The 12,408-nt window shown below is 73.5% G+C and carries 12 protein-coding genes; 7 read left to right on the top strand and 5 right to left on the bottom strand.

Annotated elements, in window-relative coordinates; translation table 11 throughout:
- Positions 1-56: 56 nt before the first annotated feature.
- From K7862_RS29610 to K7862_RS29600, 3 genes are all read right to left on the bottom strand, one after another.
- Positions 57-1,073 (bottom strand): acetamidase/formamidase family protein, encoded by a 1,017-nt coding sequence (locus K7862_RS29610; protein ID WP_222967819.1) that lies wholly within the window; start codon positions 1,071-1,073, stop codon positions 57-59.
- Positions 1,074-1,207: 134 nt separating this feature from the next.
- Positions 1,208-1,711, bottom strand: a complete 504-nt coding sequence (locus tag K7862_RS37920; RefSeq protein WP_262414020.1) for a DUF3618 domain-containing protein — start codon at positions 1,709-1,711, stop codon at positions 1,208-1,210.
- A complete protein-coding gene (locus K7862_RS29600) occupies positions 1,708-2,133 on the bottom strand; it encodes a phage holin family protein (protein WP_222967818.1) in 426 nt (141 codons plus the stop codon). The genes K7862_RS37920 and K7862_RS29600 overlap by 4 nt, the downstream gene beginning before the upstream one ends.
- Before the next feature lie 240 nt (positions 2,134-2,373).
- Between K7862_RS29600 and K7862_RS29595 the strand changes: the two genes are divergently transcribed.
- Both K7862_RS29595 and K7862_RS29590 read left to right on the top strand, forming a co-directional pair.
- Positions 2,374-2,706 (top strand): hypothetical protein, encoded by a 333-nt coding sequence (locus K7862_RS29595; RefSeq protein WP_222967817.1) that lies wholly within the window; start codon positions 2,374-2,376, stop codon positions 2,704-2,706.
- A 121-nt stretch (positions 2,707-2,827) separates the two neighbouring features.
- On the top strand, positions 2,828-3,838 hold the full coding sequence (locus K7862_RS29590; protein ID WP_222967816.1) for an aldo/keto reductase: 1,011 nt from the start codon (positions 2,828-2,830) through the stop codon (positions 3,836-3,838).
- A gap of 22 nt (positions 3,839-3,860) precedes the next feature.
- Here the strand turns inward: K7862_RS29590 and K7862_RS29585 are convergent, their stop codons facing one another.
- Both K7862_RS29585 and K7862_RS29580 read right to left on the bottom strand, forming a co-directional pair.
- The gene (locus K7862_RS29585; protein WP_308012256.1) at positions 3,861-6,650 is read right to left on the bottom strand and encodes a SpoIIE family protein phosphatase; all 2,790 of its coding nucleotides are present in this window, start codon (positions 6,648-6,650) and stop codon (positions 3,861-3,863) included.
- Positions 6,651-6,741: 91 nt separating this feature from the next.
- Positions 6,742-7,398 carry a hypothetical protein gene (locus tag K7862_RS29580; protein ID WP_222967815.1) on the bottom strand — a complete coding sequence of 219 codons (657 nt, stop codon included), beginning with the start codon at positions 7,396-7,398 and terminating at the stop codon, positions 6,742-6,744.
- Between the two features lie 319 nt (positions 7,399-7,717).
- Here K7862_RS29580 and K7862_RS29575 point away from each other — a divergent pair, with 319 nt between their 5' ends.
- The 5 genes from K7862_RS29575 to K7862_RS29555 all read left to right on the top strand — a co-directional run.
- Positions 7,718-9,091, top strand: a complete 1,374-nt coding sequence (locus K7862_RS29575) for an efflux RND transporter periplasmic adaptor subunit (protein ID WP_222967814.1) — start codon at positions 7,718-7,720, stop codon at positions 9,089-9,091.
- On the top strand, positions 9,088-9,999 hold the full coding sequence (locus K7862_RS29570; protein WP_222967812.1) for an ABC transporter ATP-binding protein: 912 nt from the start codon (positions 9,088-9,090) through the stop codon (positions 9,997-9,999). Before K7862_RS29575 ends, K7862_RS29570 begins: the two co-directional genes overlap by 4 nt.
- Positions 10,000-10,001: 2 nt before the next feature.
- Positions 10,002-11,213 carry an ABC transporter permease gene (locus K7862_RS29565; RefSeq protein ID WP_222967810.1) on the top strand — a complete coding sequence of 404 codons (1,212 nt, stop codon included), beginning with the start codon at positions 10,002-10,004 and terminating at the stop codon, positions 11,211-11,213.
- Between the two features lie 74 nt (positions 11,214-11,287).
- On the top strand, positions 11,288-12,088 hold the full coding sequence (locus K7862_RS29560) for a DUF5666 domain-containing protein (protein WP_222967808.1): 801 nt from the start codon (positions 11,288-11,290) through the stop codon (positions 12,086-12,088).
- Positions 12,089-12,211: 123 nt separating this feature from the next.
- Positions 12,212-12,408: response regulator (locus K7862_RS29555; RefSeq protein ID WP_222967806.1), on the top strand; the 197-nt coding region annotated here is incomplete at its 3' end.

Here is a 12,408-nt window from a genome sequence, read left to right as displayed (position 1 = left end):
AAGGTCGTCACGTCCCGACGGTATCCCGTCGCCCGGCGCGTGCCGCCGCGGGGCGTTCAGCCGGTGAGCGCGGCCGCGGTCGCACGCAGGTGGCGGTGCAGGTCGCGGTGCGGAGTGCCGGGCGGCAGCCAGTCCTTGCGGATCTTCGACACTGCCGTGTAGTTGGTGTCGCACACGTTGGCCAGCGGCGACTCCCCGGCCTGCGTGAGGAACTGGTAGGCGTCGAGTTCAGCGAGCCCGTAGTCCCGTTCCAGCCAGCGGACCATGTCGAGCTGGGCGATCCGGAACGCGTCCTCGAGCGGCCGGGCCGAACCCGTGGTGATGATGTGGGTGTCGGACTCCAGGCGCGGCCAGGGCGTGGCGACGCCCTTGAGGAGTTCGACGATCACGACGGTGTTCATCGCGCACTCCACCGCGACCCCGCAGGTCTCGCCCTCGCCCTGGCGGGCGTGCCCGTCGCCGAGGCTGAGCAGCGCGCCCTCGACGTTGACGCCCAGGTAGCAGGTGGTGCCGGCGCGCATCTCGGGGGTGTCCATGTTGCCGCCGTGCGCGTCGGGCACCAGGGCCGAGCGCACCTCGAGGTTGGCCGGGGCGACCCCGACGGTGCCGTGCATCGGGTCCATCGGCAGCTCGATGCGCAGGCCGCCCTCACGCGTGGTGAACGCGCAGGTCCGGCGTTCGCGGTCCAGTTCCCACATCCACACCACCTCGGGCAGCGGCGGCTGCAGGGTGGCCGTGGTGTGGGTGGAGGTCAGCGCGCCGAACAGCGGCACGGTGGTGGACGCGGCCCAGTCCCGGGCGGGTTCGACCGAGACGAAGTGCACCGCGACGGTGTCGCCCGGCTCGGCGCCCTCGACATGGAAGGGCCCGGTCTGCGGATTGAGGAACGGGAACTCGCAGACCTCGGAGACCAGGTCCTTGTCCGAGCGCACTCGCCCGGCGAAGCAGTCCTCGGTGTAGAGGTCGAGCACGGTGCCTGGCGTGATCCGGGCGATCGGCGGGGCGCCGCCGAACGTCCAGGCGTACGCCCCGGGTTCGGGCCTGACGGTGAGGATCGGCGGGTCGGCGCTCATGAGAGCCCAGCGTAGGCGCGACGGGCTTGCCGACGACAGGGGACGGCGCCGGCCCGCGCGGCACCCGCGGCCGTCCTCCGGCCGCCTGACGGCCGCAACGGCCCGGCGTCAGGGTGCCCGGCGGCACCCGGCCGTCACGGGTGCCGGGCGGCCCAGACGACCGCTCCCGCGGTGGCCGCGGTCAGGCCGATCGCGGCGGCGCCGTAGGCCATCCGCTCCCGGTCGTGCGTCCTGCTGACGGCGACGACCTCGGGTTCGGCGGCCCCCGGTGCGCCGCCTGCCAGATGGGCTCCGGAACCGTCCTCGGCGACGGCCGCCGCGGCCGCTCCGGTGATCTCGTCCGGGCCCTTGCCGCCGCCCGCGTGGCGGCCGTGGCCGCCGCGGTGGTCCCCGCGGCCGGTGGTCTGCTTCACCCGGTCGGCAGCCTGTGCGGCCGCCTCCTTCGTCCGGTCCTCGGCCCGGTGCGCGCCCAGCCGAAAGCGGGACATCGTCTCCGCCGCCTTGGCCTTGGCCCGGCTCGGCACGTCGGCCTTGGCGGCCAACTCCTCGACAGTCTGGCCGAGTTGCTCGCGGGTTTCGGCGATCTGCCGTTCCAGTTCGGCCAGCGTCGGATCGGTGCGGTGCTCGGCACGGCTCATCGCTTCGCCCTTTCCTTGATCGTCGCCAGGTCGTCCTTCATGCTGTCGACCGCCTCATCGGGTGTCGGCGGCACGGCCCGTTTGACCTGGGACCGGCCGGCGAGGGCCAGCAGCCCGGCGAACAGCAGCAGGCCGCCGCCCACGATGAGGGCCGACGCCCACAGCGGCAGCGGGATGGCGATCGCCACGATCGCCGCCGTGATGAGCGCCGCGAGGCCGAAGAAGGCCAGCAGGGCCGCGGCGCCGAAGAGGCCGCCGCCGATCCCCGCCTTCTTGCCCTTCTTGGTCAGTTCGGCCTGGGCGAGTTTCATCTCCTGGCGGACCAGCGTGGACAGCTGTTCCGTGCCCTGTTTCACCAAGGTGCCGACCGAGCGCTCGCCGGCCCTGTGACCGTCGACGTGGCCGTTGACTTTCCCGTTCACCTGCGCCACGGTGGCTCACCTCCGTCGCCGCCGGCCGGCGATGCCAGGGCCGGACTGGACATCCGTCTCGCGCGAATGACTCATACCGGACGGATAACCCGACCCTTGACGGGCAAACCGGCGATTGCGGGCGACCCGGGGTGCCCTGGTCGTCACGCTCCGCACACGATTGGGCACTCCGTACACCGGGCGTACGCTCGATTCTTGGAGCGGACAACATCGTCCGAACGAGGTGGTCCGATGACGACGTCATCGACGGAAGAGGCCCGGCACCGGCGGGCCCTGGTCCTCAGCGAAGTGGCCGCGGAGGGGACGGTGGGCCTGTGCAGGGCCCTGCGCCGCGCGGCTTCCGACGAGGAGGCCGCCGCGATCCCCGTGTCGGCCCTGCTGCACGCCGTGCCCGGCATGACGGCACTGGACAGCTACGAGCTGATGCTGCGGGCACACGTCCACGACAAGGACCTCGCGGGTGACCTCACCCCCGGCCAGCGGGTGACACTGCTCGAACTCGTCTCGACGACCAGCCACGTGCGCCACCAGCTCACCCCCCGCGGCTACCGCCTGGCCCCCTGACCTCCCCGCCCGGCGGCGGGGCTGAGCGCCCGTCAGCCGGGCGGCCCGCACGCGCGCCCGCGCGCCCGGGGCGGCAGGAGCCCTTGCCATCGAGCGCACTCCAAGGTGTTCGCTGAACGCCATGGAGTACACCCAGCTCGGCCGCACCGGCCTCAGCACCTCACGACTCGTCCTCGGCACGATGAACTTCGGCGCCGAGACCGACGAGCCCACCAGCCACTCCCTCATGGACGCGGCCCTCGCCGCGGGCGTCAACTTCTTCGACACGGCCAACATCTACGGCCGCGACGAGCACAAGGGGCTCACCGAGGAGATCCTCGGCCGCTGGTTCGCGCAGGGCGGCGGCCGCCGCGACAAGGTCGTGCTGGCCACCAAGCTCTACGGCAACGTCACCAACGACGGCCGCCCCTGGTACGAGCAGTCCTGGCCCAACCACGACAAGCTCAGCGCGCTCAACATCCGCCGCGAGGTCGAGGCGAGCCTGCGCCGGCTGAACACCGACCACATCGACGTCTACCAGTTCCACCACATCGACCGGGCGACCCCGTGGGACGAGATCTGGCAGGCGGTCGACGTCCTCGTCCGGCAGGGCAAGATCCTCTACGCGGCCTCCAGCAACTTCGCCGGCTGGCACCTCGCGCAGGCCAACGAGGCCGCCGCCCGGCACGGCATGCTCGGCCTGGTCAGCGAGCAGTGCCTGTACAACCTGGCCGAGCGGCGCGCCGAGATGGACGTCCTTCCGGCTGCGCGGGAGTACGGCATGGGCGTGATCCCGTGGTCGCCGCTGCACCAGGGCCTGCTGGGCGGGGCGCTGCGCAAGGAGCGCGAGGGCGGCGGTTCCCGGACCTCCACCGGCCGCTCCGCGCGCGGGCTGGCCGACCCGGCGGTCCGCGCCCGGGTGCAGGCGTACGAGGACCTGTGCGCCGAGCACGGGCTGGAGCCGGGCGAGGTCGCGCTGGCCTGGCTGCTCACGCGGCCGGGGGTGTCCGGCCCGATCGTCGGCCCGCGCACCGCCGGGCACCTCGCGTCGGCGCTGCGGGCCGCGGACCTGAAGCTGCCGGAGGAGCTGCTGGCCGGCCTCGACGAGATCTTCCCGGGCCCCGGGCCCTCCCCGGAGGCCTTCGCCTGGTGAGGCCCGCGGCACGGATCCGCCCTCACAGGTCCTCCGCCTCCAGCAGGGTGTCCGCGAGGTCCGGCCCCAGGCCGGGACCCAGATCGGGTCCGGGCCCGTCCGGACCGGAGTGCAGGAGCTGCTCGGACCAGATGACCTTGCCGCCGGGGGTGTAGCGCGTGCCCCAGCGGTGGGCGAGCTGGGAGACCAGGAAGATGCCGCGGCCCCCCTCGTCGGTGGTGGCGGCCCAGCGCAGGTGGGGAGAGGTGCTGCTGCCGTCGGACACCTCGCACACCAGCGTGCTGGCGCGCAGCAGGCGCACCTTGATCGGCGGGCTGCCGTGCCGGATCGCGTTGGTGATCAGCTCGCTGAGGATGAGCTCGGTGGTGAAGCCGATGTCCTCCAGGCCCCATTCGGTCAGCTTGCGGCCGCAGGCGGCGCGGATCGGCGAGACCGCGGAGGGCACCGGCTCGACGTCCCATTCGGCGATCTGCTCCCGCTCCAGCAGGTGGGTCCTGGCCACCAGCAGCGCCACGTCGTCGGCCGGCCGGGACGCCAGCATCTCGGCGGTCACGGCCTGGCAGATCTCGTCGGGGCTGCGCGTGGTGTCCTCGGCGAGGACGTGCCGCAGCCGGCTGAGGCCGGCTCCCAGGTCCTGCTCGCGGTTCTCCACCAGCCCGTTGGTGAAGAGCACGAGCTTGGAGCCCTCCCGCAGGGAGAGCTCCGTGGTCCGCACCGGATGCCCCCCGACGCCCAGCGGCAGCGACACCGGGACGTCGGGGAACTCGACGGTGCCGTCCGGGGACACCAGGGCCGGGCCGGGGTGGCCGGCCAGCGCGATCGCGCACCGGCCGGCGACCGGGTCGTAGACCGCGTACAGGCAGGTCGAGCCGGTGATCTCGGTGCCGCTGGCCTCGCTGTCCAGCCGGGTGACCAGTTCGTCCAGCCGGCCGAGCACCTCCTCGGGGGGCAGGTCGAGGGCGGAGAAGTTGTGCACGGCGGTCCGCAGCCGGCCCATCGCGACGGCGGCGGTGATCCCGTGGCCGACGACGTCGCCGACGACCAGCGCGGTGCGGAATCCGGGCAGGGCGATCACGTCGAACCAGTCGCCGCCGACCCCGGCGTGCGCGGGCAGGTAGCGGAAGGCCACGTCGAGGGCGGTGTGCTCGGGCAGGGTGCTGGGCAGCAGGCTGCGCTGCAGGCTCATCGCCATGCTGTGCTCGCGTGTGTAGCGGCGGGCGTTGTCGATGCTGACGGCGGCGCGCGCGGCCAGTTCCTCGGCGAACGACACGTCGTCGGGGTCGAACGGCGGCGATCCCTCGGCCCGCCAGAATCCGGCCAGCCCGAGCACCACGCCGCGCGCCCGCAGCGGCACCGCGAGCAGGGAGTGGACCCCCTGGTCGACGATCTGCGTCGCGCCGACCGGGTCCAGCGCCCGCCAGTCCTGGCTCGCGGCCAGGTCGTCGACGAGGAACGGGCGGCCGGTCTCCAGGGACTGCGCCTGCGGGGTCGCCGCCTCCAGGGTGAGGGCGGAGCCGACCGGGTGCAGCGGCGAGCCCACGGTGTCGCCGGCCAGCGCGGTGCGCCGCAGCCGCCGCCCGCCGGCGTCGGGCTCCTCGCCGCGGGTCACCGCCTCGATCAGATCGACGGAGACGATGTCGGCGAACCGGGGGACGGCGACCTGGGCCAGTTCCTGCGAGGTGACGCCCATGTCGAGCGTGGTGCCGATGCCGACTCCGGCGTCGTAGAGGAGCTGCAGCCGCTGGCGGGCGACCTCGACGCGGCCGGTCAGCGCGTACAGCTCGGTGGAGTCCCGCAGCGTCACCACGCTGCCGGGGAGGCCGCCGTAGGGGGCGGTGGGCCGCTTGTTGACCACCAGCATCCGGTCACCGGCCCGGTGCACGGCGTCGGTGACCATGTCGTCCGAGGTCAGCAGCGCGACGGTGCCGGGGTCCAGGCCCAGCTCGGAGACCGGTTTGCGCTCGACGCCGGCCGGCAGGCCCAGCACCCGCCTGGCCTCGTCGTTGGCGAGGATCAGCCGGTCGTCGGTGCCGATCACCACCACGCCCTCGCGGACCGCGTGCAGCACCGCGTCGTGGTGTTCGTACATCCGGGTGATGTCCTCGGGCCCGAGGCCGCGGGTCTGCCGCAGCAGGCGCCGTGAGACCAGGGCGGTACCGGCGGCGGCCAGCGCGACGGCGGCAGCCGCGCCGCCGAGCAGCAGCGGGAGGTTGCCGCCGACGCTGTTGACCCGCTGGACGGTGATGTTCACCGAGACGACGCCCTCGGCGGTCCCGTCGGGGGCGAAGACGGGCACGGCGGTGGCGATGGCCGAGTAGCCGGGCTCGTGGAGGGTGAAGGTGACGGTGTGTCCCTGCAGGAGCTGCGGGATGACGTTCGTCCGGACGTACTCCGGCTGGTGGTACACCTGGCCGATCCGGGTGGGGTCCGGGGAGGTGAGCTGGACGCTGGAGTTGTTGAAGACGTTGACCGCGTCGACGCCGGTGGTCGCCCGGATGGTCTCGGTCTCCGGCTGCAGCACTTTGGACGGGTCGGGGCTGTTGATGGCGTCCACCATGCCGGGGGAGTGCGCGAAGGACTCCGCGACGGCGCGGGTGACACGGCGCGCGTCGTTGGTGTTGGCGGTCTCCGACTGGAGGACCAGCGCGGTCGCCCCGATGCCGATGAGCAGCAGGACGATCACGATCTCCAGCAGGAAGACCCTGCCGGCCAGGCTGCGTACGTTCAGCAGCGAGCGCACGCCGCCGTACTCGCGAGAGGCCGGGCCGTCGCGGTCGGCGCGCTCGCTCCGACGCCTGCGCCGCCTGGTCACCTTCCTTTCTTACCTTTTATGCCGCCCGCTCGCCTCCGGGCTCCCCCCGGCCGGTGTCCTCGGCCGGGCGGGAGGGCGGCCGGAGGGGGGTTCAGACGGTGGCGGAGGGGCTGGTCGTGGGGGCCCCGGACGGGCGCTGCGGGAGGAGCGCCTTGCAGGTGTCGTAGGCCTTGGCGGTCTTGGGGTCGGAGGTGTTCAGGCCGCGCAGCGCGCCGAAGCCGCCGCCGCGGTTGGTCGCCCCGGGCGACGGGGTGGCCAGCGCCACGCCGTGGTCCTTCAGACAGCTCGCGAACGCCTGGAAGGCACTGCTGTTCCCGTTGCCCCCGCGCCCCTGTCCGTTGAACTGCGGCCGCAGCGACTTGCACGCGTCCAGGGCCTTCTGCGTGGCCGCGTCCGGGGACGCCCCGCCGAAGCCCGGGAAGCCGCCGTAGCCGCGCCCGCCGGCGCCGCCGGGCCGGCCGCTCGGGGCCCCGCTGGGCCGCCCGGCGCCGGGAGAACGGCGCTGGAACGTCGGCAGGTTGACGCCGTGCTGCTGCAGGCACTGCCGGTACGCCTCCATCGCCTGGGTCCCGTTGTTCCCGGACGCCGCGGGCGAGCCGGACGCCGAGCCAGACGGCTTGGCGTCGGCGGACGTGCCGGACGACGAGGACGAGCAGGCGGTCAGCAGCAGCGCCCCCGACGCGGCGAGCGCGGCGACGGAGACGCCCGCGCGCCGCGCGGCGGAAGGCCGGGTGGGGTTCCAGGTCATGTCCGAAGGTCTCCTCTGGAAGGGCGCCGCGGGCGCGGCGCGGACAGGTGGCGGCAGGTCACGCCCGCGTGGGACACGGCGGACACACAGGCGACGCATGGGACTGAACCGCACGCACGTGGGGACTGTCGGGGACCGGCCTGTGAGTTCCCGGGGAAACACCACCCTCGGCCACCGGCCGGACACCGGAATCCGCGCCGTTTCGCCGGGAGGATTCCGGATCGCCCCGACCTGCGCCGCTCCGGCGGGGCTCCCGGCTCCCAGCGAACTCCCAGGGTTCTCCCAGGGGTTCAAAGGCGTGGGCGGCGAGTATGCGCGCATGAAGGTGCTTCCACGGCGGCGCAGGGCCGCCCTGATCAACTCGGTGCTCGGCGTGGTGGTCCTCGCGGGCGCCGGCGGTGCCTACGCGGCCGTCCACAGCGGCGACGGCAACTCCTCGACGGGCGCCGGAACCGCCCGGGTGGCGACCGTCACCAAGGGCACGGTGCTCGCCACGGTGTCCGGGTCCGGGTCGCTGTCCTCCCCGAGCGACGCCGGACTGAACTTCACCACCGGCGGCACCCTCACCGAGGTCGACGTCAAGCCGGGCGACACGGTGACGAAGGGCGAGGTGCTCGCGAAGGTCGACCCGACGCAGGCGAAGGAGACGCTGCAGCAGGACGAGGCGTCGCTGGAGGCCGCGCAGGCGAACCTGACGAAGGTGGAGGAGGGCGAACTGCCCGCGTCCACCGGCTCCGGCAGCGGCTCGTCGTCCAGCGGCTCGTCCGGCCGCGGCCAGGTCGCCGCGACGCCCACCCCCACGCCCACGCCCACCGTCGACCCGGCGCAACTCGCGCAGGCTCAGGCGCAGCTGACGCAGGCGCAGAACGCGGTGGACGCGGCGCAGCGCGCGGTGGACGGCTGCGTGCTGACCGCTCCGGTGTCCGGCACGGTCGCCTCGGTCGCCTCCGCGAAGGGCGACACGGTCTCCGGCACGTCCGGCAGCGGCTCGTCCTCGGGCTCCGGCTCCGGCTCGTCCGGCGGCTCCGGCTCCTCGGGCAGCTCCTCGGCGTCCTCCGGCTCCACGCCGAGCGGGTTCGTCGTGCTGACCAACCCGTCGGGGATGCAGGTCAAGGCGGACTTCTCGGAGACCGACGCGCTGAAGATCAAGGCCGGCCAGGCGGCCACCGTCACGCTGAACGCCGAGTCCGGCACATCGCTCAACGCCAAGGTGCTGTCGATCAGTTCGCTGCCGGTGAGCAGTTCCTCCGGCTCGGGCGGCGGCGGCAGTTCGTCGGGCAGCGCCGTGCAGTACGAGGCCACGCTGACCATCACCAGCAGCACCGCGAACCTGCGGACCGGTCTGAGCGCGAGCATCCAGGTCGTCACCGGCGAGGCGTCGGGCGCGCTGAGCGTGCCGACCGCCGCGGTCTCCGGCACCGGCACCAACCGCACGGTCCTGGTCGTCGGCACGGACGGCTCGACCACCCGCACCAACGTCACCGTCGGCGTCGAGGGCGACTCCGCGGACCAGATCACCAGCGGCCTCACCGAAGGTCAGCAGGTGCAGATCCCGCAGGTCGCCTCGTCGAGCAACGGCGGCTTCCCGAGCGGCGCGTTCCCCGGCGGCCTCGGCGGCGGCAGCGGACGGTTCGGCGGAACGGGCGCCGGCGGCTTCCGCGGCACCAGCGCCGGCGGGGGTGCCCGCCGATGAGGCAGCTCCTGAGCGGGCGGCTCGGCCGCGTCCGGACGGGGGCCCACCGGGCCGCCGGCCCGGACGGGGCCGCCGCCCCGGTGGAGGAGGAGAACCTCTGGGGTCCGTCCCCGGTGATCGAGGTGCGGTCGCTGCTGAAGACGTACGGGCACGGCGACGCCGCCGTCCGCGCGCTCGGCGGCCCGCCCGACCCGGTCACCGGGGTCTCGCCGGGCGTGGACCTGGTGGTCGAGCAGGGCGACATGGTCGCGGTGATGGGCAGCTCCGGCTCCGGCAAGTCCACCCTGATGAACATCCTCGGCTGCCTGGACGTCCCCTCGGACGGCCGCTACCTGCTCGACGGCATCGACGTCGGCGGCCTGGACGAGCACCAGCTCTCCCTGGTCCGCAACCGCAAGATCGGGTTCGTCTTCCAGTCGTTCAACCTGGTGCCGCGCACCCCCGCGCTGGCGCAGGTGGAACTCCCGCTCGCCTACGCCGGGGTGAAGGCCGCCGAGCGGCGGCGGCGGGCGCTGGCCGCGCTGTCGCTGGTCGGTCTCGCCGACCGTGTGGACCACCGTCCCAACGAGCTGTCCGGCGGCCAGCAGCAGCGTGTGGCCGTGGCCCGCGCCCTGGTCACCGCGCCGGCGATGCTGCTCGCCGACGAGCCGACCGGCAACCTCGACAGCCACAGCACGGAGGACGTGCTGGCCATCATCGACCGGCTGAACGCGTCGGGCCGCACCGTCGTGCTGATCACACACGAGGACGAGGTCGCCCGGCACGCCAAGCGGGTGCTGCGGCTGGTCGACGGCCAGGTCGTCGCCGACGTCCGGCAGGCGCCGGTCGACGGCCCGCCGCCCGCGCTGCGCGATCCCGCGGTGTTCGCGGCCCACGCCCCGCACGCCCTGACGAGCGGAGGCTCCTGACCATGAACCCCTTCGAGACCCTGCGCTTCGCCGTCGGCGGGCTCGCGGCGAACAAGGTCCGCTCGGGGCTGACCATGCTCGGCGTGCTCATCGGCGTGGCCGCGGTGATCATCCTGCTGGCGGTCGGCAACGGCTCGTCGCAGGCGGTCAAGGACTCCATCGAGAAGCTCGGCACGAACGCGCTGACCGTGAGCTCCGGCGGCGGTTTCGGCGGCAGCTCCGCCGCGACCAGCACCAAGCCGCTGACGGTGGACGACGCCCGGGCGCTGGCCGACCCTGCGTCCGCGCCGGACGTCGAGTCGGTGGCCCCGGAGGTCACCACGTCGCAGACCGCGCTCTACGACGGCACCTCGCACAGCGTGAACCAGGTCGTCGGCACCTACCCGGCGTACTTCAAGGCGTCCAACAGCAAGGTCGCCAAGGGCGACTACTTCAGCGCCGACGACGTGCTCAACTCCCGCAAGGTGGCGGTGATCGGCTCGACCACGGCCACCGACCTGTTCGGCACGGCGAGCCCGGTCGGCAGGAAGATCGTCATCGGCGGCACGCCGTTCACCGTGGTCGGCGTGCTCGACACCAAGGGCGGCACCGGCTTCCAGGACCCGGACGACACGGTGATCGCGCCGCTGCCGACCGTGCAGAACGCCTTCACCGGCTTCGGCCCGGTCAGCCAGATCCTGGTCGAGGCGAAGTCCGCCGACGCCACCACGCCCGCGCAGAACGAGATCACGACCGTGCTGATGTCCCAGCACGGCATCAAGGACTCCAGCGCGCTGGACTTCCGGGTGAGCAGCCAGGCGTCCCTGCTGGACACGCAGGCCTCGACGAACAAGACGTTCACCGTCCTGCTCGGCGCGGTCGCCGCGATCTCGCTGCTGGTCGGCGGGATCGGCATCACCAACATCATGCTCGTCACCGTCACCGAGCGGACCCGGGAGATCGGCATCCGCAAGGCGATCGGCGCCCCCAAGGGCGTCATCCTCGGCCAGTTCCTCGCCGAGTCGACGCTGCTGTCGCTGGTCGGCGGCGGGCTCGGGGTGATCGGCGGGCTGATCGGCTCGCGGTTCACGATCGTCGGCATCAAACCGGTGGTCATCCCGGAGTCGGTGGTCGGCGCGTTCGTGATCGCGGTCGCCATCGGGCTGTTCTTCGGCAGCTACCCGGCCAACCGAGCGGCGAGCCTGCGGCCCATCGAGGCCCTGCGGCACGAGTGAGACCCCCGACCGACATGCGTTCCACGCAGCACAGGCACACCATCCGTACGCACACAGCCAAGGGAGAAGCGGAGATGGCGCGACGCCGAGGCGAGCTGGTCAAGGCAGCCGCCGACACGGATCTGCTGGTCCCAGAACCCGCCACGATCGAGATCTTCGAAGGACCCGGCGAGATCATGCAGGGGCCCCTCGGGGAGCCCGCCGAGCGGCCCGAGGACGTCCTGGCCGTACCGCCGGACACCCGGGACATCACGGCGGAACTGGCCGCGCCGCCGCGGCGGAAGCTGCCGTGGGTGACGCTGGTGCTCGCGGCGTGCGTGGTGGCCGCCGGCGCCTTCGCGGGCGGTGCGCTGGTGGAGAAGAACCATCTGCACGGCACGTCGGGCGGCGGCAGCGGCCGGGCCGCGGCGTTCGCCGCAGCGGCCGGCGGCCGCACCGGGACCGGCACCGGTTCCGGCCGGAGCTACGGCGGCGGTGGCGGCTTCGGCGGCACGGGCACGGGCCGCACGGGCGCGGGCGCCGGGACGGGAACGGGCACCGGCGCAGGCACCGGGGCGCCCGGCGGAGCCGGCGGCTCGGGCGTGACCATGGGCACCGTCAAGCTCGTCGACGGCGACACGATCTACGTGACCGACGCCCAGGGCAACATCGTCAAGGTGACCACCGGCTCGTCCACCAAGGTCACCGAGAACAAGGACGGCAAGGTCTCCGACCTGCAGCCGGGCCAGAGCGTGACCATCCGCGGCGACCAGAAGTCCAACGGCGACATCGCCGCGACCACCGTCACCCAGGGCTCGGCCGGCGGCTTCGGCGGGTTCGGGGGATTCGGCGGCTTCGGCGGTGGCGGCGCGGGCGGCGGCACCGGCGGGAACTGACGGCGGGACTGACCCGTCCGGCCTTCACAGCAACAGGCCGTACGGTGCGGCAGCAGGCCCCCGCGCGGACCCGCCCGCGCCGCACCGTACGACCGCACCGCCCCCGCAGGCCAGGAGAACGCCATGGACACGCCCGAGGCCAGCCTGCTGGTCGTCGACGACGAACCCAACATCCGCGAGCTGCTCTCCGCCTCGCTGCGGTTCGTCGGCTTCAAGGTGGTCTCCGCCGCGACCGGCGCCGAGGCCCTGGCCGCGGTCGCCAGGGAACGCCCCGACCTGGTCGTGCTGGACGTGATGCTCCCCGACATGACCGGCTTCGC

Origin of the sequence: Actinacidiphila acidipaludis (assembly GCF_019890725.1) — a bacterium.
Lineage (GTDB): Bacteria > Actinomycetota > Actinomycetes > Streptomycetales > Streptomycetaceae > Actinacidiphila > Actinacidiphila acidipaludis.
The sequence above is the reverse complement of the archived record's forward strand: the minus strand, read 5'-3'. Positions and strand labels throughout refer to the sequence as shown.

Coding starts and splice junctions, on each gene's coding strand:
- K7862_RS29575 (WP_222967814.1), top strand. CDS start 7,718: ATGAAGGTGCTTCCACGGCGGCGCAGGGCCGCCCTGATCAACTCGGTG.
- K7862_RS29560 (WP_222967808.1), top strand. CDS start 11,288: ATGGCGCGACGCCGAGGCGAGCTGGTCAAGGCAGCCGCCGACACGGAT.
- K7862_RS29595 (WP_222967817.1), top strand. CDS start 2,374: ATGACGACGTCATCGACGGAAGAGGCCCGGCACCGGCGGGCCCTGGTC.
- K7862_RS29610 (WP_222967819.1), bottom strand. CDS start 1,073: ATGAGCGCCGACCCGCCGATCCTCACCGTCAGGCCCGAACCCGGGGCG.
- K7862_RS29565 (WP_222967810.1), top strand. CDS start 10,002: ATGAACCCCTTCGAGACCCTGCGCTTCGCCGTCGGCGGGCTCGCGGCG.
- K7862_RS29580 (WP_222967815.1), bottom strand. CDS start 7,398: ATGACCTGGAACCCCACCCGGCCTTCCGCCGCGCGGCGCGCGGGCGTC.
- K7862_RS29590 (WP_222967816.1), top strand. CDS start 2,828: ATGGAGTACACCCAGCTCGGCCGCACCGGCCTCAGCACCTCACGACTC.
- K7862_RS29570 (WP_222967812.1), top strand. CDS start 9,088: ATGAGGCAGCTCCTGAGCGGGCGGCTCGGCCGCGTCCGGACGGGGGCC.
- K7862_RS37920 (WP_262414020.1), bottom strand. CDS start 1,711: ATGAGCCGTGCCGAGCACCGCACCGATCCGACGCTGGCCGAACTGGAA.